The organism is Halopseudomonas pelagia CL-AP6 (genome assembly GCF_000410875.1).
GTDB classification, from domain to species: domain Bacteria; phylum Pseudomonadota; class Gammaproteobacteria; order Pseudomonadales; family Pseudomonadaceae; genus Halopseudomonas; species Halopseudomonas pelagia.
The window spans coordinates 146,323-169,174 of the sequence record NZ_AROI01000008.1 but is presented as its reverse complement, the minus strand read 5'-3'; the positions used below and the strand labels follow the sequence as shown (position 1 = coordinate 169,174).

The window sequence follows — 22,852 nt, the reverse complement described above, 5'->3', positions numbered from 1 at the left end:
AGTATATAGACCGATCGGTCTATAACGCAAAGGCTTTTCTCAAGTACCTGCCCAAGGTTGCCGCCTCTCAGGGTTGCCGTCGGTTCCATAGGCGATAAGCCGGTTCAGCCAGAAACATCACCAGAAACAGTCGCAGTACCTGCAAAGCGGTTACCAAGGCGACTGACAGTTGCAACGCTTCGGCGGTCAGGCATAACTCGGTAATGCCGCCCGGCATCATGCCCAGCATCAGGCTGATGTCATCGACCTCGGCGAACCAACTGAGCACTTCCGCGCCCAGCGCCGCGGCTATCATCGCTATCAGGGTGAACAGCACCACTCTAAGCATGAAGGCTGGCGCACTGCGAAAGAATGTGCGATCGAAATGACAACCCAGCGCGCAACCAATCAACCACTGCCCTAGCTCACCGCCGCCAGGTGGCAGCGCGATATCCAGATCAAACCAGACACTCGCCACGGCGCAGACGGTCAGCGGGCCGAGCATCCATGGATTGGGTTGGCCGAGTTGGCGCCAGAGCATGGCCAGGCCCGCGCCCAGAGGCATCAACAGCACTAGCCAGCCCCAATGGGTGCTGGTGGGCCCCGGTGCTGGGGTTTCGGGCAAGGCAAAGGTAAATAGCGCGGGGATGATCAGCACTACCATCAACAGTCGCAGGCTGTGGGCGGCAGCGACCTTGGCCGGCTCGGCCTGGTGCCGCATGGCGAGGACGACCATTTCGCTGGCGCCACCGGGCATGCTGGCGAAATAGGCGGTAGCGCGATCCACCCCGCTGCGCCTGAGTACTGCTATGCCAATCACACAGAGCATGACGGTGACGCAAGCACCGAGGACGATAACCCACCAATGGCCAAGGATCTGTTCGAATACCGGGGCGGTAAAATGCAAGCCGATGGCGCTGGCGACAATCCATTGCCCGGTCTGACGCCCGCCTGGCAGCGCCACCAGCATCCAGCCGCTGCAGCGCACCAGGATGACCGCCAGTAACGAGCCGACCATCCAGGGCAGCGGCCAGTCAGCCCAGCTGGCCAGCCAGCCGCCGAGCAACCCCACCAGCGGCGTAGACCAGAGCCTGGCCTGGGCCAGCCGTGATGCTCTCTTAGGCATCGGTCAGTGGCACGGCACGGCGTGCACGATAGGCGCGCCAGAACGGCAGCGCGACCATAAAGGCCACCAGTACCCAGAGACCCAGAGTGATCGGGCTATTCCACAGAATGCCGAGGTTGCCGTCGGAGATAGACAGTGCGCGGCGCAGGTTGCTTTCCATCATGCCGCCGAGGATAAAGCCCAGCAGCAGTGCTGAGAGCGGGAAGTCCAACTTGCGCAGGATGTAGCCAAACACGCCAATGGCAATCATCAGGAACAGATCGAAGGTGGTCGCATGCACCGCATACACGCCAATCGAGGTGATGATCGCAATCGCCGGCACCAGAGTCCAGTTCGGCACCGAGAGAATACGAGTGAACAGGTTGATCATCGGAATATTCATGATGATCAGAATCACGTTGGCGACAAACAGCGAGGCTATAAGACCCCAGACGATGTCGGGCTGGTTCTGGAACAGCAGCGGGCCTGGGGTGATGTTGTACAACGTCAGCGCGCCGAGCATCACTGCCGTGGTGCCGGAGCCGGGGATACCCAGCGTCAGCATCGGCACCATGGAACCGCAGGCCGAGGCGCTGTTGGCGGTTTCCGGTGCGGCCAGGCCACGCAGGTCACCTTCGCCAAAGCGGCCGCTGGCGCCGGCAATGCGCTTCTCGGACATGTAGCTGACCGCGCTGGCCAAGGTAGCGCCAGCGCCGGGCAGGACCCCGAAGATAAACCCGAGTAGACCGCTGCGAATGTTGGTGGCGAACACCGAGGCGCCTTCCTTGAAATTGAACAGCATGCGCCCGCTGGCCTTGACTGCGGTCTGGCCATGGTGAGTGCGCTCAAGCAGCATGAGGATCTCACTGATACTGAACAGCCCCAGCACCAGCACTACGAACTGAATACCGTCAGACAACCCCAGACTGCCGAAGGTGAAGCGATAGACGCCGCTGTTGGCATCAATACCCACGCACGAGAGCATCAGACCGATCAGCACCGCCACGGCAGTCTTGACCGGTTTGTCACCCGCCATGCCAGCCAGGCAGACAATCGCAAAGACCATCAGCATGAAATACTCGGCCGGCCCGAAGGACACCGCCCAGCCGGCCAGCAGCGGCGCAAAGGCGACCACCCCTACAGTCGCAATCATGCCGCCGATAAAGGAACTCCAAGCCGAGATGGACAGCGCAATGCCACCTTTGCCCTGGCGCGCCAGCGGGTAGCCATCCAGCGTGGTCATTACTGCAGAGGCTTCACCGGGAATGTTCAGCAGAATCGAGGAGATACGTCCGCCGTATTCGCAGCCTAGATAAACCGAGGCTAACAGAATCAGCGCGGTTTCCGGCGGCAGGCCCAGCGCAAAGGCAACCGGGATCAACAGCGCTACGCCGTTGATCGGGCCCAGTCCAGGCAGCAGGCCGACGATGGTGCCGATGGTGGTTCCCGCCAGCGCGGTAATCAGATTGTTCGGGCTCAGGGCGACGCTAAAACCCTGTCCAAGATATTGCAGCGTATCCATGATTAGTTCTCCAGTACGGACAGCACGCCCATGGGCAGCGGCACGTCAAGAATGCGGTCAAACAGGAAGTACAGGCCAATGCCCAGTACCACGGCGAGAATCGCGCTGGGCAGCCAGCGGCCACCGAACAAAAGGGCCATGCCGAAGCCGAACAGCGTTGCGGTGACGATGAAGCCGACCTTCTCGAACAGCGCAGCCAATGCCAATAACAGGGCCAGGCAAATCAGCACCTTCACCAGCATCGCCGGCACCAGTGCCGGCGGTGCCTCGCCATTGCTCTCCAGCGCCGGCTTGAACACCAGCAGCAGAGCGCCGGCACCGAGCAGAACCAGCAGCATTAGCGGGTAAGCACGCGGCCCGACCGGCTCATAGGAATAGGGCGCGTGATAGCCCCAGGCGGTCAGGCCGAGGCCGATGCAGGCCAACAGCAGGCACGCCGCAAACAGGCGGTGATACAACATGGTGGAGTCCTCGCGGGTACTGGCCGGGGCATTGCGCCACCGGCCTTAAGGGTCGGATTACTGGGTTGAGCTAATGGGATGCTCTAGCGGTTTGGATTACTGCGTCAGACCGAACTCGGCGGCCAGTTGCTTGTAATCGGCTACCCGTTTCTTGACGTAGGTATCCAGCTCCTCTCCGGTCATGGAGAAGGGGAAGAGTTCGCGCTGTTCGCGCAGCGTGGCGTAGTCCTCGGAAGCGAGAATCTCATCGAAGGTATTCTTCCACCAGGCGTAGTCTTCATCGCTGACATCCGGCCCCATGTAGAAACCGCGAACCACCGGCCAGCTCACATCGTAGCCCTGTTCCTTGGCGGTCGGGATGTCGGCCACCGAATCACCGGGCAGGCGCTCGTCGGACAGTATGGCGAGAATGCGGATGCCGCCGCTTTCGATATGCGGTACGGAGTCGGAAATATCCGTGCTGGCAACGTGGATGTGGCCGCCAAGCAATGAGGTGGCGAGTTCGCCGCCGCCTTCCATGGCCACATAGCGCAGCTTGCGCGGATCGATACCGGCCGCCCGGGCAATCAGTGCGGTTTGCATCCAGTCCTGGCTGCCGACGGTGCCACCAGAGCCGATGACCACTTTCGACGGGTCTTTCTTCATCGCAGCAATCAAGTCATCCAGGGTCTTGAACTCGGAGTCGGCGCGCACAGCAATGGCGCCATAGCTGGAACCTACCGCCGCCAGCCACTTCACGGCGTTTTCATCGAAACGACCGAATTTGCCCTGAGCCAGGTTGAGCAGCGAGCCGCTGGAGAAGGCGGTGATGGTGCCGCCTTCGGAGGCGCGTTGGGCGACTACGGCGTTATAGGCCACGGCGCCAATGCCGCCGGGCATATAAGTCACCCGCATCGGCCGGCTTATCTTCTTGCTGTCCAGTAGCGCGGTTTGAGCCAACTTGCAGGTCAGGTCAAAGCCGCCGCCAGGCGATGCTGGGGCGATACATTCGGGCCGGCGCGGTTCGTCGGCCAGGGTGTAGGTGGCGATACCCAGGCAGGCAATGGCCAGCAGGGTGGAGCAGAGAGCTGATTTCATGGGTGGTTCCTCTTGTTTCTTATTCTAGGTGATATCGGTGCGCCTATTGGTAGTGAAGGCGCTTACCAGATGGGCACGCTGTAGCTGACGATCAGACGATTCTCATCCACATCACGGGCATAACTGGAGCGATAAGTCGCATTGCGCCAGCGCAGGCCGAGATTCTCCAACGGGCCTTCCTGAATAACGTACTGCAGCTCGGTGTTGCGTTCCCAGTCAGTGCCGCTGCCGCCGGCCACCAGTTCGGCTTGATCACCCTTGGTGTAGCGGCTCATAAAGCTCAATCCGGGCAGGCCCTGATCGGCAAAGTTGTAATCGTAACGTACCTGCGCGGAACGCTGACCGGCCTCGGCGAAATCGTTGATTTGCACAAAGTTGGCCAGGGTCGGGTTGCTGCCGTCGATATACGGGAAGGCGTTGTCGCCACGCATTTTCTGCAGGTTGAAGCCGAAGCGATGACCGTTGAGGGCGTAGCTAAACAGACCCTGCCAGGCCTGGTTGTCGATATCGCCGGCTTGGGCCGCGCCCTGCTCGTCGGAAATAGCGACACGCAGCTCGGACTTCAGGCTGCCCTCGCCCAATGCTAGCTGATGGGTCAGGCCGATAAAGTGTTGGCGGTAGATATCATCCAGTTGTGCCAGGTGATAACTGCCCGCCAGGTTGGGCTTGAATGTGTAGTCCAGCCCTACCCAATCAAAATGATCTGAAGTGAACGAGCCGCCGAAGCGCTGGTTCTTGTTGTTCGAGGTCAAATCCTCGGCATCGGTGGAATTGCGGTCCTTGACCTTGGTCAGGCGGCCAATGCTGATGCTCAGGTTGTCGAATTCGTTGATCGTTGCCATGCCGCCTTCAAAGGTTTGCGGCAGAATGCGGCTAGTATTTGGGTTCAGCGTCGGCAGCTTGGGCAGCAGGCTGCCGACCAGCAATGTCGACTCGGAGACGCGCGCCTTGGCGGTCAGATTCAGCTTGCTGTATTCGTCGGCGGCGCGGCCGTCATCGTGAGTAGGCAGCAGGCCGGTGCCAGTGCGGTCCGGGCTGGAATCGAGCTTCAGGCCGAGCATCGCCTGGGCGTCCAGACCAAAGCCGATGGTGCCGGGGGTAAAGCCGGATTTGACGTTCAGAATGAAACCCTGAGCCCATTCTTCGCGCTTGGATTGGCCGGTGCCTTCGCGGAAGTCGCGATTGAAATAGATATTGCTGGTGCTCAAGGTAGCGCTGCTGTCTTCGACAAAACCCTGGGCCAGAGCGCCTTGCGCCATGAGGGTGGACGAGCCAAGCAGTAGTGCTGCGGGAATACGACGCGTAAAGTGCGACTTTGTCTGCATCAGATAAACTCCATTGTTGTTGTTGTACCGGGCGATCTTTGCGCCCTGAGTTGTACTACACCCGGGTGTTTGGGTGAGCATCAACAAATCCTAAGGCGCTAACCTTTCGTCAACCTTTCATACTGGCGAGCCCGGTTTGGCGGTGTACAATCGGTTGAAAAGCGACGAATAAAGAGGTTCTGCATTGCGCATTCTGCTGGTGGAGGACGACCCGGAACTGGCTGACAGCCTGACCCGCATGCTCAAAGCCGGGGGCTGGACCGTGGACACCCTGCATGATGGGGTAGTGGCCGATCAGGCGCTGCGCAATGAAGATTACGCGCTGGCCATACTCGACGTCGGTTTACCGCGCATGGAGGGGTTTGAAGTCTTGCGGCGCCTGCGCGAGCGCGGGCAGACGCTGGCGGTGCTGATGCTCACCGCCCGGGGCGAGGTCGCAGACCGGGTGCGCGGCTTGAACTTGGGCGCCGATGATTATCTGGCCAAACCCTTCGAACTCAGTGAGCTGGAGGCGCGCGTCAATGCGCTGCTGCGGCGCAGCCTGATGGGCGGCGAGCGCCAGCAGCACTGTGGCGAGCTGGTCTACGATCTGAATGACCGACGCTTTAGCCTGAGCGGTCAGCCGCTGCAATTGCCTTCCCGCGAGCATGCGGTGCTGGAAAACCTGATTGCCCGTCCGGGTCGCCTGATGAGCAAGGAACAGTTGGCCGGCAAGGTCTTCGGCCTGGATCAGGACGCCAACCCGGAGGCCATCGAAATCTATATCTCCCGGCTGCGGCGCAAGCTCGACGGCAGCCCGGTACGTATCGTCACCTTCCGCGGCCTGGGTTATCTGCTGGAAGCCAATCCGTGAAGGCGGCCGGCAGCCTGCGCGGCCGCCTGCTGCGCAGGCTGGCATTAATGCTCGCCCTGCTATTGGTGCTGGCAAGCACCGCGGCCTATTGGAATGCCCGCAGCGCCGCCGATACGGCCTATGACCGTTCACTGCTGTCTTCAGCGCGGGCAATTGCCGAGCGCCTCTATGACCAGGACGGCAAGTTGGTGGTAGAGGTCCCCTATATCGCACTGGACAACTTCGCCTACGACATCACCGGACGTTTGTATTATCAGGTGCTGGACCTGCAGGGTCAGTCGGTGTCGGGGTATGAAGACCTGCCTGGCCCGGATGCAGGCATTGAAATGACCCGCGACTACCCTGCCCTGGCCCGTTTCTACGATGCCGAATACCGCAGCACCGGTGTGCGGCTGGTCAGTTTGCTGCAGCCGATCAGCGGCGGCCCGGCGCAAGGCATGGCGGAAATTCGCGTTGCCGAGACCCTCGAGGCGCGTAACCGCATGGCGCATACCCTGCTACGCCAGTCATTGATCAATCTGGGTTTGCTGACGATCAGCGCGCTGCTGCTCGCCTGGTTGGCGGTCAGCGCAGCGTTGCGCCCGCTGCGACGCCTGCGTGAAGATGTAGCCGGGCGTGCCAGCGATGATTTGCGGCCTATCAGCACCAAAGGCTTGCAGCGCGAGGTGGCGCCGCTGGTCGAGTCGATCAATCACTTTACCGGACGGCTACGGGAGAACTTCGAGCGCCAGCGGGACTTTATCGCCGAGGCTTCGCACGAGCTGCGTACGCCACTCGCTGCGCTCAAGGCGCAAATCGGACTGGGGCTGCGCGCCGACCAGCCGGAAAGTTGGAAACAGGCCCTTCACGAGGCCGAACAGAGCACGGACCGCACCATACAGCTGGCCAATCGGCTGCTGTCGATGGCCCGCATCGAGCGCGGCGCGCGGGCGGTGGCTGAAGGCAGCGCCGAGCGCATCTCGATGCAACCGCTGGTTCAGGAACTGGCGATCAGCATGGTACCGCTGGCGCACGCGCAGCATATCGAGTTGGCGCTGGAGGCCGATCAACCCTTCGATGTCTGGGGCGAGCCGACACTGCTGCAGGAGTTGATCAGTAATCTGATCTCTAATGCTTTGCAGCACACGCCACCCGGCGGCCAGATCATTTTGCGCCTGCGCGCTCCGCGCTTGCTGGAAATAGAAGATACCGGCAGCGGCATCCCAGAAAGCGAACGGCAGAAGGTGTTCGAGCGCTTCTACCATCAGGGTGAGGGAACCGGCCTGGGGTTGTCGATTGTCGGCGAGATTTGCCGCGCTCACCGGGCCGATATCAGTTTGCACCAGGGGTCGCTGGGCGGTCTGCTGGTCAAGGTCGGCTTTCCGGACTGATCAGCAGAAGCGTCAGGCCGGCATAGGCATGCGGGTTTCGCCGCGCAACTTGACCACGTCCGCACGCGGTGATGCACCGAACATGCGACTGTACTCGCGGCTGAAATGCGAGGGGCTTTCATAGCCGACCCGGTAGCTCGCCGTAGCGGCTTCAAGCCCCTCGCTGAGCATCAGCCGCCGCGCCTCCTGCAGGCGCAACTTCTTTTGAAACTGTACCGGTGACATGCGCGTGACCTGCTTGAAGCTGTGGTACAGCGTCGATTCACTCATGTTCACGTTCTCCGCCAGCTCCCGCACCCGCAGGGGCTCGGCAAAGCGATCCTTGAGTACGGCTATGACGCGTGAAATCCGGTGTGACTGACTGTCGGCGGACACAAACTCGCGCATGCGTGAGCCCATCTCACCCACCAGCGCGCGGTAAATGATCTCGCGTTGAATCAGCGGTGCCAGTACACGCGCGTCAGTCGGAGAGTCGAGGAGTCGCACTAGCCGGGTCATCGCATCGAGAATGCCCAGATCAACCTGGGCGACACACAGGCCACAGGCTGAATAGGGGCAGTCGATAGGTTCACCGGGTACTGCCGAATCGCCCAATTGCAGTACCAGTTCAGCTACCTCGGCGGGGTCAATATTGATCTTCACGGCCAAAAAAGGGTTCTCCGGAGAGGCGTCCACCACGCGGCCATTCACCGGCAGGTCGACGCTGGAGACCATATAGCTGAGCGCGCCATAGATGATCTCCCGATCGCCCAGCTGCACAACTTTGCGACCCTGGGCGATCACGCACAGTGAAGGCTCATACACGGTGGACATGCAAGGGGTGGGGGCATCGACGCGAAACAGGTCGAGGCCCGGAATGTCGGTTTCATAGACGCCTTCCTGGGTCACTCTGGCGGAAACCAGGCCGGCGAGCTCCCGGCACATGGGCTCGGCTGGCAGCCGCATAGGGTCGAGCGCAGGAGCTGATGGGGCAGCGGTATTCATGGTTGACCTCCAAAGGCTTGCACGCAGTATATACAGGATCAGGTAAGGCAGATGACGCTTGTATGACTTTTGCAGGATTAGGCAATAAACCGACAGGATCGCGCAAACATGCGTAAATCAAGCCATATGACGGTGCGTTTGTTTGACTTGATGACCCATTATGGGGGAGGCGCTGCTCCTGCTTATTTATCTCTAAATAGAATTAGGCAATCATGCGGCAGTAATGCGCTATCCGCAGCCGGAGCACTGGCCGTATCGTTCGTCACTACCAAGGCGCGCTCTGCGTCTTTCTGTAAACGATTCAGATCAGTGACCCCGACGGGAAGTGAGAACCACATGCAAGCAATCACCCTCAAGGACGCCAAAGTGACTCTGCTTGGCGCCCTGTTACTGGCTGTTATGGCTGGCTGCGACGCTCAAGGCCAGGACAATGCTGTGCCCACAGCACCACCGCCGGAGGTTGAGGTCGCCGAGGTCCAGGCCGAACGGGTGACCCTCTGGGGTGCTTTCAGCGGCCGGATAGAGGCCCCGCAAACGGTGGAGCTGCGGCCGCGGGTCAGCGGCTATATTGATCGGGTCGCCTTTGAAGAGGGCGAACTGGTCAGCGAAGGCGACGTGCTCTTTGTTATCGATCCGCGCCCTTATAAGGCCCGTGAGCAATTGGCCCAGGCCGAACTGGCGCGCATGCGCAGCCAGTTAACGCTGGCCAGCAGCGAGGCCGCCAGATCCGAGCAGTTGTGGGAGCGCCGGGCGATCTCCCGCGAGGAGTTTGAACAGCGCAGCGCGGCGAAGAGCATGGCACAGGCGGCGGTGAATGCCGCGGCTGCGGCGCTGCAAAGTGCGCAACTGGATCTGGAGTACACACAGGTCAAGGCGCCGGTCAGCGGGCGCATCGGCCGCGCCCAGGTGACCCGCGGCAATCTGGCCAGTGCCGACACCACGCTACTGTCGACACTGGTATCGGTCGATCCGCTCTACGTATATTTTGAAAGTGATCAACAGACCGTGCAGGACAACCCGCACGGCCAGGCAGTGCCGGTGCGTATTGGGCTGGCAGGCGCGCAGGATTTCCCCTACCAGGGGCAACTGGACTTCGTCGATAACCAATACAACCCCCGCACCGGCACCCTGCAATACCGCGCGCAGGTGGCCAATCCAGACGGCGCCCTGCGCCCTGGTCAGTTTGCCCGGGTAGAAATGCCGGTGGCGGCAGCCAGTGCCGCGCTGCTGGTCGACCAAAAAGCACTGATGACCGATCAGGATCGCCGTTACCTGTATGTGCTGGATGACGATAACCGCGCCGAACGGCGTATTGTCGAAACCGGCCGCCGGGTGGATGGCTTGCTGGTGATCACTGAAGGGCTGGTCCCCGGGGAGCGCGTGGTGGTCAACGGTCTGCAGAAAATCGCTTTCCCTGGTATTGAAGTGCTGCCGCAGCAGGTAAATATGCGTCGCGGTCCAGCACCATTGGTCGTCGCGATAGCACCTTGAGGCAATAACGCTCCTTTTACTTTCTTTTATTCCACTGATACGGGCGCGTCTTTCGGGCGTGTTCCGGGAGGCTGTTGCCGTGAATTTTTCGCGTTTCTTCGTAGACAGGCCGATCTTTGCCTCGGTGCTGTCGATCATCATCTTTGTGGTCGGGCTGATCAGCATTCCGTTGCTGCCGGTCAGCGAGTATCCCGAGGTGGTACCGCCCAGTGTGCTGGTCAGCGCCAGTTATCCGGGCGCCAACCCCAAGACCATTTCCGAGACTGTGGCCACGCCGCTCGAGGAAGCCATTAACGGCGTCGAGGACATGATCTACATGAAGTCGGTCGCCGGCAGTGACGGCAGTCTGGCGCTGACGGTGACGTTCGCGCTGGGTACCGATCCGGATCAGGCCCAGGTGCAGGTGCAGAACCGCGTATCTCAGGCGCTGCCGCGCCTGCCCGAGGATGTACGCCAGCTCGGCGTGACCACCCAGAAGCAATCACCCAATCTGATGATGGCGGTGCATTTGACCTCGCCGGACGACAGTCTGGACGCCACCTATATACGTAACTATGCGGTCCTGCATATTCGTGACGAGCTGGCGCGGATTCCCGGTGTGGGTCAGGCCGGCCTGTTTGGCGCCGGTGACTACGCGATGCGCCTGTGGATCGACCCGCAGCGTGCCGCCGCGCTGGGTATTACTGCAGGCGATATCAGTGCCGCAGTGCGTGAGCAGAATATTCAGGTCTCGGCTGGACAGATTGGTGCGCCGCCGATGCCGAATGGTTCCGATATGCTGATTTCGATCAACGCCCAGGGCCGCCTGGAAACCGTCGAGGAGTTTGAGAATATCGTGCTGAAGACCGGGGGCCAGGGCGAAGTGACCTTGCTCAAGGATGTAGCCCGTATCGAGCTAGCCTCATCACAGGATGCACTGCGGGCGCTGCTGAATGGCCGTCAGGCGGTGGCACTGCCGATCTTTCAGGCGCCAGGGTCCAATTCCCTGGATGTGTCGGCGGCGGTACGCGAGAAGATGGCCGAGCTGCAGGCGGACTTCCCTGAAGGCTTGAGCTGGGAAGTGGCGTACGACCCAACCGTATTTGTCAGTACCTCGATCAAGGCGGTGATCATTACCTTGCTCGAAGCCGTTGCGCTGGTGGTATTGGTGGTGATCCTGTTCCTGCAGACCTGGCGCGCTTCGCTGATTCCGTTACTGGCGGTGCCGGTCTCGATTGTCGGTACTTTTGCGGTGCTGCTGCTGATGGGTTTTTCCATCAATACTCTGACGTTGTTCGCCATGGTACTGGCCATCGGTATCGTGGTGGACGATGCCATCGTGGTGGTGGAAAACGTCGAGCGCAATATCGAGGCCGGCCTGGCACCGCTGGCTGCAGCGCATCAGGCTATGCGCGAAGTAAGTGGGCCGATCGTGGCGATCAGCCTGGTGCTCTGCGCAGTGTTTGTGCCCATGGCCTTTCTGGACGGTATCACCGGTCAGTTCTACCGCCAGTTCGCGATGACTATCGCCATCGCTACGGTTATTTCGGCGATCAACTCGCTGACCTTGTCGCCGGCTCTGGCGGCGGCACTGCTCAAGCCGCACGGGGCACCGCCGGATCTGCCTGCGCGGATCATCAACCGCTTATTCGGCTGGATATTCCGTCCGTTTAACCGTTTTTTTCTACGCAATGCGCAGCGCTACGAGTCGCTTGTAGGTCGCAGCCTGAGTCGCAGAGGACTGGTTTTTGGGGTGTATGTGCTGCTGCTCGGCGGCACCGCATTGATGTTCAATCAGGTACCCGGCGGTTTTATTCCGACCCAGGACAAGACCTACCTGATTGGCAGCATTCGTTTGCCTGAAGGGGCGTCGCTAGACCGCACCGAAGCAGTCGCGCGGCGGGTTAGTGAACTGGCGCTGAATACCGAAGGCGTGTCCGATGCGGCCGCTTTTGTTGGCTTCAACGCACTGCAGGGCACCAACACACCTAACGTCGGCACCGTGTTTATTCTGTTCGATGATTTCTCGGTGCGCGATCGCACCGCGCAGGCGATCTCGGATGACCTCAACGCGCAACTGGGTGGGATTAACGAAGGCTTCGCGATTACCTTTATGCCGCCACCGGTATTTGGCCTGGGTGCCGGTTCGGGCTACTCGCTGTATATCCAGGATCGTCGTGGCGCCGGTTATGGCGAGCTGCAGACCGCGACCAATGATCTGGCCCTGGCCCTGAGCGAAACGCCGGGCATGTTCTACCCCTTCAGTTCCTACCAGGCCAATGTGCCGCAACTGGACGCCGACGTGGATCGCATGCAGGCCAAGGCGCAGGGCGTGCAGTTGGACGACCTGTTCGGCAGCCTGCAGTTGTATTTCGGCTCGCAGTACATCAACGACTTCAATCTGTTTGGTCGTACTTACCGCGTTATGGCCCAGGCTGATGCGCCGTTCCGTGATGACCCCAGCGACATTGACCACCTTTATACGCGTAACGCCAATAATGAGATGGTGCCGCTCAATACCATGGTCACCCTGCGCGAGAGCTTCGGGCCGGACCCGGTGATCCGCTACAACGGTTATCCGGCGGCCGACTTGATTGGCCAGTCAGATCCGGCCGCGCTCTCCTCGGCGCAGACGCTGGCAGCCGTAATGGCGGTAGCGGATGAGGTATTGCCCGCTGGCATGACTCTGGAATGGACTGACTTGAGCTTCCAGCAAGTGACCCAGGGCAATGCGGCCATGGTGGTGTTCCCGCTGGCCTTGCTGCTGGTGTTTCTGGTGCTCGCTGCTCTGTATGAAAGCTGGGTAATGCCGCTGGCGGTGATTCTGATCGTGCCGATGTGTTTGCTCGCGGCGCTGTTCGGTGTGTGGATGGTCGGCGGCGACAACAATATCTTTGTCCAGGTCGGGTTGGTGGTGTTGATGGGCTTGGCGTGCAAGAACGCGATCCTGATCGTCGAATTTGCTCGTGAACTGGAAATTCAAGGCCGCGACACCGTGAGTGCCGCGCTGGAAGCCAGCCGTCTGCGGCTGCGCCCAATCATCATGACCTCGGTGGCCTTTATTGCCGGTGTCGTGCCGCTGGTATTGGCCTCCGGCGCCGGTGCCGAGGTGCGCAACGCCATGGGCATCACGGTGTTCACCGGGATGATCGGTGTGACGCTGTTCGGCCTGCTGTTGACCCCGGTGTTTTATGTGGCCCTGAGGACCCTGGCCAAAGGCTTTGAGCATAAGGCTGTGAAGCTTGAAGGAGGCTCACATGAATAAGCTGACCATGACGCTGTTATTGGCGTCGTTGTTAAGTGCCTGCGCGGTGGGACCGGACTACCAGCCCCCTGCGTCGGTGTCACTGGAGCGGTTTGCCCATGATCAGAATGAGGAGGAAGTGACGACGGCTAGCCTGGAGTTAAGCAACGAGCAGCGATTCTGGCAGGGCTTTCAGGACCCGCTGCTGGCGCAATTGATTGAGCAAGCGCTGACGGACAATCAGGATCTTCAGGCGGCGCTGGCGCGCTACCAGGAGGCTGAAGCGCTGCTACGCGGTGCTCGGCGCGATCAATTGCCGAGTGTAACGGCGGGTGCTGGCGTCTCAGGGCAGCGCCTGGCGGAAGTGGAGCGCAGCCAGCCTGATCAGGAACGCCTGGAGCTGTATCAGGCGGGTGTAGCATTGAGCTGGGAGCTGGATCTTTTCGGACGTCTGCGGCGCGCTACTGAAGCCTCCGAGGCTGAGTTGCAGGCGGCAGGCGCCGACAGACAGACATTGCAGGTTGCGCTCGCTGGCCAGTTGGCCAGCAGCTACTTCCAGTTGCGTGGCCTGCAGCAGCAGCGGCGGGTGGCTGAAGAGAATGTGGGTTTGCAGCAGGCCTCACTGGATATCGTCAGCGCCCGCCTGGAGGCTGGTCGTGGCACCCTGTTTGACCAGGTCCGTGCGCGCGCTCAGCTGGATGCGACCCGCGCAGCCATTCCTGAGATCAATGCCGGCATTGGCGCGGCCATGCATCGGCTCGGCGTGCTAACCGGCCAGGCGCCTACCGCACTGATGTTGCAGCTCGCAGTACCGGGTGCTTTGCCTGAGAGCACGCCTTCGATCGCCGCTGGCAGCCCCGGCGATGTGTTGCGTCGGCGGCCAGATATTCAGGCGGCAGAGCGCCGGCTAGCAGCAGCCAGTGCGCGCATTGGTGTTGCCAGTGCCGACCTGTTTCCGCGCTTCACGTTGCAAGGCCTGCTGGGCTCCCTGGCTGGCAATGGCTCGGATCTGTTCACTGGCGGCGCTCGTACCGGGAGGGTAGCGCTGGGTATCGATTGGAGCTTCCTCGACCGGGCGCAGGTGCAGGCACGTATTGATATCGCTGATGCGCAGTCTGCAGCACTACTGGCAGATTATCGGCAAACTGTTTTGCTGGCGCTGGAGGAAACCGAAACCTGGCTACTGCGCTATCAGCAGTCGCATGAACGCGCGGCTTTGCTGCAGAGTGCCACCGATGCTGCCACCCAGGCGGTCGAGCAGGCGCGTGACCGTTATGACCAGGGCTTTATCGGTTATTTCGAATTGCTCGCTGCGGAGCAGGAGCTGACGGGTATGCGTGACAGTCTGGTGCAAAGCCGGACCGCAATGGTGCTGGCGATGGTCAACGTTTATCGGTCGTTGGCCGGAGCGCCGTTGCCTGGTTAGACCCCCGATTAAACCATGGGAATCCAAGATGCAGATGCGCAAAAACCGCTCCCTAGGGAAGCGGTTTTTGAGTTTTGCGCGTTTTTTGTGGTGCTACTAAACCTTGGGTCGTCGACCCAGGATCAGTGAAACCACGAAGAGCACCAGGAAGACCAGGAACAAAATCTTGGCAATCCCTGTTGCGGTGCCTGCAATACCACCAAAGCCCAGTACGGCGGCGATGATGGCGATAATCAGAAATGTAACAGCCCAACTCAGCATAGTAAGTTCTCCTTTAAATAGGGCTTGCGCCCAGCCTAGGCCAGCACAAGGCTAGCCATTACAGGCTGCACCAGGTCAACTGCGCCTGTGCCGCCCTAGTGTTGCCCATCTATTACTCGGTGGCTTTTTTCAGTGCGCGCATGCGGTCATGACAAGCCCGAACTTTGGGCATTTCCAGTACCAACAGTGTACGTACATCGGCTTCGGACTCTTCCAGCGCTTCTTCAAACGCATGCAGGATACGGTCCTCGGCCTCTTCCAATTGGCCGATGTAAGTTGCATCTTCATCGCTGGAAATCATGGCTCGGGTATCGGCATAGATCTGACGGCATTTGCCGGCAAAGGTGCCACCTGTGGCTGGCTGCTCGTGATTGGCCGCTACTTTCAGCGACAGCGCCTGGATCACTTCGGTTTTGGCCAGCGCCATATCACTGAACAGGCTCTGCAGACCGATATCCTTGACCTCTTCACGGGCGTGCTCATAGAAGCGCTGTCCGTCGCGGGTGATTTCAATCAGTTCATTCAGTTGCGCGGTTTTGTTCGTCATCGTCGTTCTCCAAGTGCTTCACGTCGCTTGTGGCGGCGCTTACAGCAGCCACCGGCCGGGATTGACCGGTGGTTTGAATCGTTGACTTTTTAGCCAGCTACATTCAGAGCAGAGGCGTTCACGTCAGTTACGCCGCGAATATTGCGAGCGGTCTCGACCGCCAGCTCTTTCTCGGCTGCGGTGTTGACTTCGCCGCTCAGGGTGACCTGACCATTCTTGGTCTCTACTTTAATATCCAGGCCATCCAGGTTGCGGCTGAACAGGAAGCTGGATTTCACCTTGCTGGTGATCCAGGTATCGGAGACCGCATCGCTAGCGTCGTCTGCTGTGTTCTGTGCCTTGGCAGCAGTAGTCGCTTCGCCACTGACGGTAATGTTGTTTTGCACATCACGCACGCCATCGGTATTGGCCGCCAGGCGTTCGGCCAGTTCTTTGGCTTCGTCTGACTGGGCAGTACCTTCCAGGGTGACTACACCGTTGCGGGTGGTGACCTTGATGTCCAATCCTTCAGTGTTGCTATTCCACAGCAGCTTGGACTTCACGCTGGCGGTGGTGGTGGCGTTGTCGAAGCGCTGCGACATGGACTTGTCTGAGCGCTCGGTGCGCTCGGCATCGGAAGCCACAGTCAACTGATTGTCGACTTTTTCGACACCTTCTACGCTCAAGGCAACTTCCTCAGCCAGATCGCGATCCACGTCGCTTTCCACTTCGCCGGTCAGCACTGCGGTGCCATTGTTCACTTCGACGTCAATGCGGAAGGGGTTGAGGTGGCGGTTGAGGGCGATAGCCGTAACAACAGAGCCTTCCTGGCGTGCTTCGCTCAGTTGGCGGCGGGTGTCGCCGTCGTCGGCGAAGGCGGCCATTGGGGACAGGGCAATGATGCCGGCAGTGGCCGTGGCCAGGGCGAGTGTTTTTAGCTTGTGCATGGGTATTCTCCGTATATGTATCGCAAAATGGCTGTTTTGCAGCCGTACACTGGTATCGCAAGCGCTGTGCCAAGCAGTTGGAACATTTAATTTTGTTTAAAATCAGTTGGTTAAAAAATACAGCTGGTGCAATGCAGCATGCAGGCTGCATGATCGCGTTTTGGTTGCCGTGCAACTTGCACGAAACTTCAGGGGCTAAATCTGGAAATGAGGTCAGGAGCGGAAAAAATGGATGCGGCAGAACAACCGTGCGGACGTATTCTTCTGGTTGATGACGAATCAGCCATTTTGCGCACTTTCCGTTATTGCCTGGAAGACGAAGGCTATCAGGTAGCCACCGCAAACTCGGCGGCGAAAGCGGAAACGCTTCTCCAGCAGCACGTTTTTGATTTGTGCTTTTTGGACTTGCGTCTCGGCGAAGACAGCGGGCTGGCCGTACTGGCGCAGATGCGGCTGTTGGCGCCGTGGATGGCCGTGGTCATAGTTACCGCACACTCGGCGGTGGATACCGCCGTGGATGCCATTCAGGCGGGCGCTTCAGATTACCTGGTCAAACCGTGCAGCCCAGAACAACTGCGCATGAGCGCGGCCAAGCAGCTCAAGGCCCGGCAATTGGCTGCTCGAATTGAACAGCTTGAAGGGCAGGTTGGCAAGCCGCAGGAAGGCCACGATTCAAGATCGCCGGCGATGATGGCGATTCTTGATACCGCCCGGCAGGTCGCCTCTACCGATGCCAATATCCTGATTCTGGGCGAATCCGGCACTGGCAAGGGGGAGCTGGCCAAGGCGATGCACAAGTGGAGTCAGCGTGGAAAGAAGTCGTTCGTAACCATTAACTGTCCGTCCCTGTCGTCGGAACTGATGGAAAGTGAGCTGTTTGGGCACACCAAAGGGGCCTCTACCGGCGCCAGTGAGAATACCTTGGGGCGGGTTAGCCAAGCAGACGGAGGCACGCTTTTTTTAGATGAGATAGGCGATTTTCCGCTCACGTTACAGCCGAAGTTGCTTCGATTTATCCAGGACAAGGAATTTGAGCGGGTTGGTGACCCAGTCACTCGGCATGCCGATGTGCGGATTCTGGCGGCGACCAACCGCAGCCTGAAAAACATGGTCGAGGAAGGGCGTTTTCGCGAGGATCTGCTCTATCGCCTGAATGTCATCACGCTCACCCTGCTGCCGTTGCGCGAACGAGTCGAAGACATTGCCGAACTGGCCGAGCGCTTTCTGCTGCGCTTCGTCAAGGCATACAGTACGCCGGCGCGGGAGTTTAGCGAGGATGCAATGGCGGCTCTTTTGAGCTATCCGTGGCCAGGCAACATACGTGAATTGCGTAATGTGATCGAGCGGGCCAGCATCATTTGCACCGATGACCAGGTTCAAGTAAGCCACTTGGGTTTCAGCGAGCCGGCGCTAAACAGCGCGCCGCGGGTAGGGGACGAGTTGAGCCTGGATCAACTCGAGAGAGCCCATATTGCTGCGGTGCTGGCCAATAGCGAGACCCTGGATCAAGCGGCAAAAACGCTTGGCATCGATGCTTCTACCTTGTATCGCAAGCGCAAGCAGTTGGCTCTATGAAGTTACGCAGCCGATTGTTCCTCAGCAGCAGTGCGCTGCTAACGGTGGCCGTCGTCGGCTTGCTACTGGGTTTGTTCAGCGTATTGCATCTTACCAAGACGCAGAACACCGCAATGACCCGCAATCTGAGCATTATTCAGGCGACTCTTGGTTTGAGCCATGAACTCAGCCGTCAGGTGACTTTGTTGCTGGCTGAGAATCTGGATAGAGAGGCCTTGGCGGCGTCCGATGGGCATTTCCGCAATTGGCTGGATACCGCTGCTGCTAGCGCGATGAACGACGCTGATATCCAGGCGACCGAGGAAATCCGTTATAGCTATGCTACTTACAGCCTGCTGATCAGCGAGCCTTTCGCCGTCCGTCGTGAGTTGTTGCGCAACGATGAGTTCGGCCGCGCCGTGGATGCGATGCGTGATCGCATCAGCGCGGTGCAGATGCGTTATGTGACCCAGGTAGAAGCGGCCGAGCAAAGTTCGCGCGAGCGGGCGTGGCTGGTAGCCGGTCTCATGGGCTTGATCGCCATTGCCGTATTGCTGATCGGCCTGATTACCGCTAACAGCATCGCCCAACGTTTTGGTCGCCCTATTGAGTCTTTGGCCAGAGCTGCTGACCAGATTGGTAAGGGCGACTTCAAGGTAGTGCTGCCTATTTCGCCGATTGCCGAGATGTCGACCCTGGCCAAACGTTTCGGGCTCATGGCTGCTTCGCTGGAAGAATTTCGCAGCAGTGATATCGCGGCGCTGCAAGCCGAGCAGAAGCGTCTGCAGGCAGTATTGGACAGCATTGATGACGGGCTGTTGATTTTTGACTGCGCGGCGTATATCGAGCACATCAACCCGGTAGCGCAGCGCCAGCTGAGTTGCGACGAGAGCCATTTGGGTCAGCAGCTGGGGGCAGTGCTTGGTCTGCCCGAGCTGGATGAGCAATTGCACAAGCTCCTCCAGGACGATTATCAAGAGCATGGCGAGCAGGACTTGCAGATTGAGGCAGATGGTGAGGTGCGCATGCTCAGCTACCGGCTGTCTTCGGTTATCCATGATGAAGGGCATTTTGTCTGTGCGGTCATGGTGCTACGTGATGTGACTGAGCAACGTGCGTTCGAGCGGGTGCGTAGCGAATTTGTGTTACGCGCGTCACACGAGCTGCGCACGCCAGTAGCCGGGATGCATATGGCCTTTGCCCTGTTGCAGGAGGGTGCAAATGCAGCCCCTGGCAGCCGTGAATCGGAGTTGATGACCACCGTCGATGAGGAAATGCGTCGCTTGGTACATCTGATCAATGACTTGCTGAATTTCTCACGCTACCAGAATGGCTTGCAGAAGATCGACCCAGCCCCCTGTGATCTTGAACCGCTGCTGGCTAATACGCAGCAGCGTTTTAAGGAGCAGGCCGGTGAGCGGGACATCACTATCAGCATCGAAACCGAAGGCGAGTTGCCCAAGGTGGAGCTGGATCGGCTACAGATCGAGCGGGTACTGGATAACCTGATCGGCAATGCGCTGCGTCACACCGACACGGGAGGGCAGATTATTCTGCGAGCGCGGCGCAAGTCCGAGCGCGTTATCATTGGTATTGAAGATAATGGCGAGGGCATTCCGTATAGCCAGCAGGCGCGGGTCTTCGAACCTTTTGTCCAGGTCGGTGGCAAGAAAGGCGGCGCGGGCCTGGGTCTGGCTCTGTGCAAAGAAATTGTACAACTGCATGGTGGCTATATGGGCGTGCTGTCCAAGCCCGGCAAAGGCGCACACTTTTATCTGGCTTTACCGCTTTGACGTGTTTAGTAACAGGCCTCCACGAACCTGCAGCTGGGTTTGTGGGTCAAATGGCGTAGAGTTGTATTTCCAATCGACCTATGGCGGGTGACCATGATGTTTGCTTATCAATTGCGCGCTCCTCAGCAACAGGCTCCGATCAAATTTCTGCTACTAGGGGCCGCTGTCTTGCTCCTGGCGGCCTGTCAAACAGCGCCGATTCAGCGCGACTTCGACACCAGTCGGGACTTCACCCAGTACCGCACCTGGAGTTGGGCTGAGCCGGACGTCAACTATTTGCCGGAGAACGACCCACGAATCCGCAGTGACCTGACCAGCCAGCGCATTCGCGAGGCGGTCAGTGGTCAGCTCGACGTCCGTGGGTTGCGACCCGCACAGCCAGGCCAAGGGGCTGATCTGGACGTCAAGGTCTACGTGATCAGCGAGCTGCGCAAGGATAACGTAACCACCAGCTACGGCGGCTCCTTTGGTACTTACTGGGGCGGCTGGGGTGGTGGTTGGGGCGGCGGTCCTGGTTATGCGGAAACGCGGTCAGTGGATTACCAGGTCTTTACCCTGCAAATCGATTTGCTCGACGACGGCCAGCTAGTGTGGCGTGGCAGTGATGAGCAACAGATGCGCAATACCGCGCTGTCACCGGCTGAGCGCTCGCAGCAGATTCAGGAAATGGTCAGCAAGATTCTGGGTGGCTTCCCGCCCTACTGATCCTGACCACCTCCTCGCGCTCAGCGCCCTTTGAGCGAGCCCAGCACGCCACGGAGAATCTGTCGGCCCAGTTGTGTGCCAATCGCTCTGGCCGCGCTGCGGCCCATGGAAGTAGCCATGTCGGTCCAGGTGGAGGATGTGGTTGCCGACTTGTTGCGCGTTTTGGCCTGAGTGCGTGCTTGCTCCTGCGTTCGGGTCTTGGCGGTTTCTTCCGAGAGTGCTTTTTCCGCCTGAGCCTGAAGGATTTCATAAGCCGATTCGCGGTCCAGCTCCCGATCATAAACTCCGGCCAGCACTGAGTTCTTGATCACATCAGCTCGCTCCTGCTCGCTTATCGGACCCATCTGGCTTGCGGGTGGGCGAACCAATACGCGCTGTACAGGGGTAGGCACCCCTTTTTCGTCCAGTAGTGAGACCAAGGCTTCGCCAACTGCGAGTTCGGTAATCGCCTGTTCGGTATCTAGCTCCGGATTGCTGCGGAAAGTGTGTGCGGCGCTACGCACCGCTTTTTGATCTTTGGGGGTAAAGGCGCGTAATGCGTGCTGTACGCGGTTACCGAGCTGGCCGAGTATCGATTCGGGCACATCCAGCGGGCTCTGGGTAACAAAGTACACCCCTACCCCCTTGGAACGGATCAGGCGCACTACCTGCTCAATGCGCGCCACCAGGCTTTTCGGCGTATCGGCGAACAGCAGGTGAGCTTCGTCGAAGAACAGCACAAAGCGTGGTTTGTCGGCATCGCCGACCTCCGGTAGTTGTTCGAACAGCTCGGATAGCAGCCATAACAGAATGCTTGAGTAGGCCAGCGGGCTGTCGCGATAGAGTCGCGCAGCGTGCAGAATATTCACCACACCACGGCCCTGTGCGTCGGTTTGCAGAAAATCTTCCAGGGTCACCGCGGGCTCGCCAAACAGTTTCTCACCACCCTGATTGTCGAGGTTCAGCAGCGCGCGCTGGATGGCGCCGATGCTGGCAGCCGACACGTTGCCGTAACGCGGCCCAATCTCGGCGCGCTGTTCGTTGATATACGTGAGCATCGCTCGCAGATCTTTGAGATCCAACAATAGCCAGCCATTATCATCGGCGACCCGAAAGAGGATTTGCAGCACGCCGCTTTGTGTCTCGTTCAGATTCAACAGTCTTGCCAGCATCACTGGCCCGAAGTCGCTGATGGTCAAGCGCAAGGGGTGCCCATGCTCGCCGTGAACGTCCCAGAACACCGTGGGTGCGCCTCTTGCCGTCATGGGACCCAGGCCGACCTTGTCCGCCCGCTGCTGGAGCTTGTCGCTGAGCACGCCGGGCTTGGCAATACCGGAGAAGTCGCCTTTGATATCCGGCACCAGCACCGGCACACCCAGGTCAGAAAAAGCCTGCGCCATCACTTGCAGGGTAATGGTCTTGCCAGTGCCGGTAGCACCGGCCACCAGGCCGTGGCGGTTGGCCATGCGCGGCACGAGACTCACCGAGCCATAAGCGTTGCCGCCGATCAATAGCGTCTGGGGATGGCCATCAGGCATGGATACAGGCTCCTGCGGGAAGGGGTTGCAGAGCTAGTTTAGACTGTTTCGCGCTGGCCTGGGGCTGCCCGCCCGAGACTACCCATCGAACACTGCTTACAGTCGGTGGCTCAGAAGTTGGCCGGTGTGGTCGCGCTGATCAACAGGCAAGGTGCCTCGAAGGGATTGCGAAAACGATGTGGTTGATTGCTGTCGAAGTAGTAGCTGTCACCCGTATCCAGGATGAAGACTTCATTGCCGACAGTCACTTCGAGCTGCCCACTGACGACGGTACCGGCTTCCTCACCCTCGTGATTGAGCATGTCCGGGCCAGTGTCGGAGCCTGGCGGATAGGTTTCGTTGAGAAATGAGAAAGCGCGGTTGGCGTGGCCTTTGCCGACCAGCTTCATGGTCACCTCGCCGGTGCCGATATCCAGCAGCTCCTCCGCGCGGTAGACGACCTTGCGTGGATTATCGTCCTCCACCTCAAGAGAAAAGAAATCCACCAGCGACATCGGAATACCTGCCAGCACCTTTTTCAACGAGCTTACCGAAGGGCTGACACTGTTTTTCTCGATCATGGAAATAGTGCTGTTGGTCACGCCTGCTCGCTTGGCCAGTTCACGCTGGGACAGGCCCTTGAGCTTTCTTATGGTCTTGAGTCGGGCACCCACGTCCAATATCACTTCCTCCGGATAGTCATTAGAGCGGCTAATGCCAGGAATGATTGCATGGCTGTTCAGAATTTACAACG

Annotated in this window: 19 protein-coding genes; 8 read left to right on the top strand and 11 right to left on the bottom strand. The window is 59.5% G+C overall.

Annotated elements, in window-relative coordinates; genetic code table 11:
- Positions 1-67: 67 nt before the first annotated feature.
- The 5 genes from K787_RS0107205 to K787_RS0107185 all read right to left on the bottom strand — a co-directional run bounded on the left by K787_RS0107205 (position 68) and on the right by K787_RS0107185 (position 5,469).
- The gene (locus K787_RS0107205; RefSeq protein ID WP_022962122.1) at positions 68-1,105 is read right to left on the bottom strand and encodes an AbrB family transcriptional regulator; all 1,038 of its coding nucleotides are present in this window, start codon (positions 1,103-1,105) and stop codon (positions 68-70) included.
- Entirely contained in the window at positions 1,098-2,606 is a 1,509-nt protein-coding gene (locus K787_RS0107200; RefSeq protein WP_022962121.1) for a tripartite tricarboxylate transporter permease, read from the bottom strand. The genes K787_RS0107205 and K787_RS0107200 overlap by 8 nt, the downstream gene beginning before the upstream one ends.
- 2 nt (positions 2,607-2,608) lie before the next feature.
- On the bottom strand, positions 2,609-3,067 hold the full coding sequence (locus K787_RS0107195; protein ID WP_022962120.1) for a tripartite tricarboxylate transporter TctB family protein: 459 nt from the start codon (positions 3,065-3,067) through the stop codon (positions 2,609-2,611).
- A gap of 96 nt (positions 3,068-3,163) precedes the next feature.
- Entirely contained in the window at positions 3,164-4,144 is a 981-nt protein-coding gene (locus K787_RS0107190) for a Bug family tripartite tricarboxylate transporter substrate binding protein (RefSeq protein WP_022962119.1), read from the bottom strand.
- Positions 4,145-4,206: 62 nt separating this feature from the next.
- Entirely contained in the window at positions 4,207-5,469 is a 1,263-nt protein-coding gene (locus K787_RS0107185) for an OprD family porin (protein WP_022962118.1), read from the bottom strand.
- Positions 5,470-5,653: 184 nt separating this feature from the next.
- Here K787_RS0107185 and tctD point away from each other — a divergent pair, with 184 nt between their 5' ends.
- Together tctD and K787_RS0107175 are read left to right on the top strand one after the other, a co-directional pair.
- The gene (gene tctD / locus K787_RS0107180; RefSeq protein ID WP_022962117.1) at positions 5,654-6,322 is read left to right on the top strand and encodes a two-component system response regulator TctD; all 669 of its coding nucleotides are present in this window, start codon (positions 5,654-5,656) and stop codon (positions 6,320-6,322) included.
- Positions 6,319-7,692, top strand: coding sequence for a sensor histidine kinase (locus K787_RS0107175; RefSeq protein WP_022962116.1), 1,374 nt, complete (start codon positions 6,319-6,321; stop codon positions 7,690-7,692). Before tctD ends, K787_RS0107175 begins: the two co-directional genes overlap by 4 nt.
- A 12-nt stretch (positions 7,693-7,704) precedes the next feature.
- Here K787_RS0107175 and K787_RS0107170 read toward each other — a convergent pair whose 3' ends face one another.
- Positions 7,705-8,616, bottom strand: a complete 912-nt coding sequence (locus K787_RS0107170; protein WP_052185335.1) for an AraC family transcriptional regulator — start codon at positions 8,614-8,616, stop codon at positions 7,705-7,707.
- Between the two features lie 396 nt (positions 8,617-9,012).
- On the opposite strand from K787_RS0107170, the gene K787_RS0107165 reads away from it, so the two are divergent.
- From K787_RS0107165 to K787_RS0107155, 3 genes are all read left to right on the top strand, one after another.
- A complete protein-coding gene (locus K787_RS0107165) occupies positions 9,013-10,167 on the top strand; it encodes an efflux RND transporter periplasmic adaptor subunit (RefSeq protein WP_022962114.1) in 1,155 nt (384 codons plus the stop codon).
- 79 nt (positions 10,168-10,246) lie between these two features.
- Positions 10,247-13,411 (top strand): efflux RND transporter permease subunit, encoded by a 3,165-nt coding sequence (locus K787_RS0107160; RefSeq protein ID WP_022962113.1) that lies wholly within the window; start codon positions 10,247-10,249, stop codon positions 13,409-13,411.
- Positions 13,404-14,816: an efflux transporter outer membrane subunit gene (locus tag K787_RS0107155; RefSeq protein ID WP_022962112.1), complete on the top strand. Its 1,413-nt coding sequence runs from the start codon at positions 13,404-13,406 to the stop codon at positions 14,814-14,816. Before K787_RS0107160 ends, K787_RS0107155 begins: the two co-directional genes overlap by 8 nt.
- A gap of 96 nt (positions 14,817-14,912) precedes the next feature.
- On the opposite strand, the gene K787_RS24645 is transcribed toward K787_RS0107155, so the two are convergent.
- The 3 genes from K787_RS24645 to K787_RS0107140 all read right to left on the bottom strand — a co-directional run bounded on the left by K787_RS24645 (position 14,913) and on the right by K787_RS0107140 (position 16,550).
- Positions 14,913-15,077: a DUF1328 domain-containing protein gene (locus K787_RS24645; protein ID WP_022962111.1), complete on the bottom strand. Its 165-nt coding sequence runs from the start codon at positions 15,075-15,077 to the stop codon at positions 14,913-14,915.
- A 112-nt stretch (positions 15,078-15,189) separates the two neighbouring features.
- Positions 15,190-15,624, bottom strand: a complete 435-nt coding sequence (locus K787_RS0107145) for a PA2169 family four-helix-bundle protein (RefSeq protein WP_022962110.1) — start codon at positions 15,622-15,624, stop codon at positions 15,190-15,192.
- An 89-nt stretch (positions 15,625-15,713) separates the two neighbouring features.
- Positions 15,714-16,550 carry a BON domain-containing protein gene (locus tag K787_RS0107140; RefSeq protein ID WP_022962109.1) on the bottom strand — a complete coding sequence of 279 codons (837 nt, stop codon included), beginning with the start codon at positions 16,548-16,550 and terminating at the stop codon, positions 15,714-15,716.
- A gap of 228 nt (positions 16,551-16,778) precedes the next feature.
- On the opposite strand from K787_RS0107140, the gene algB reads away from it, so the two are divergent.
- The 3 genes from algB to K787_RS0107125 all read left to right on the top strand — a co-directional run bounded on the left by algB (position 16,779) and on the right by K787_RS0107125 (position 20,602).
- Positions 16,779-18,125, top strand: a complete 1,347-nt coding sequence (gene algB, locus K787_RS0107135) for a sigma-54-dependent response regulator transcription factor AlgB (RefSeq protein WP_022962108.1) — start codon at positions 16,779-16,781, stop codon at positions 18,123-18,125.
- Positions 18,122-19,897: an ATP-binding protein gene (locus tag K787_RS0107130; protein WP_022962107.1), complete on the top strand. Its 1,776-nt coding sequence runs from the start codon at positions 18,122-18,124 to the stop codon at positions 19,895-19,897. The genes algB and K787_RS0107130 overlap by 4 nt, the downstream gene beginning before the upstream one ends.
- Before the next feature lie 93 nt (positions 19,898-19,990).
- Positions 19,991-20,602, top strand: a complete 612-nt coding sequence (locus K787_RS0107125; RefSeq protein WP_022962106.1) for a DUF4136 domain-containing protein — start codon at positions 19,991-19,993, stop codon at positions 20,600-20,602.
- 20 nt (positions 20,603-20,622) lie between these two features.
- Here K787_RS0107125 and K787_RS0107120 read toward each other — a convergent pair whose 3' ends face one another.
- Together K787_RS0107120 and K787_RS0107115 are read right to left on the bottom strand one after the other, a co-directional pair.
- Complete coding sequence (locus K787_RS0107120) at positions 20,623-22,119, bottom strand: helicase HerA-like domain-containing protein (RefSeq protein WP_040640857.1); 1,497 nt, start codon at positions 22,117-22,119, stop codon at positions 20,623-20,625.
- A gap of 110 nt (positions 22,120-22,229) precedes the next feature.
- A complete protein-coding gene (locus tag K787_RS0107115) occupies positions 22,230-22,778 on the bottom strand; it encodes a cupin domain-containing protein (protein ID WP_022962105.1) in 549 nt (182 codons plus the stop codon).
- Between the last annotated feature and the right edge of the window lie 74 nt (positions 22,779-22,852).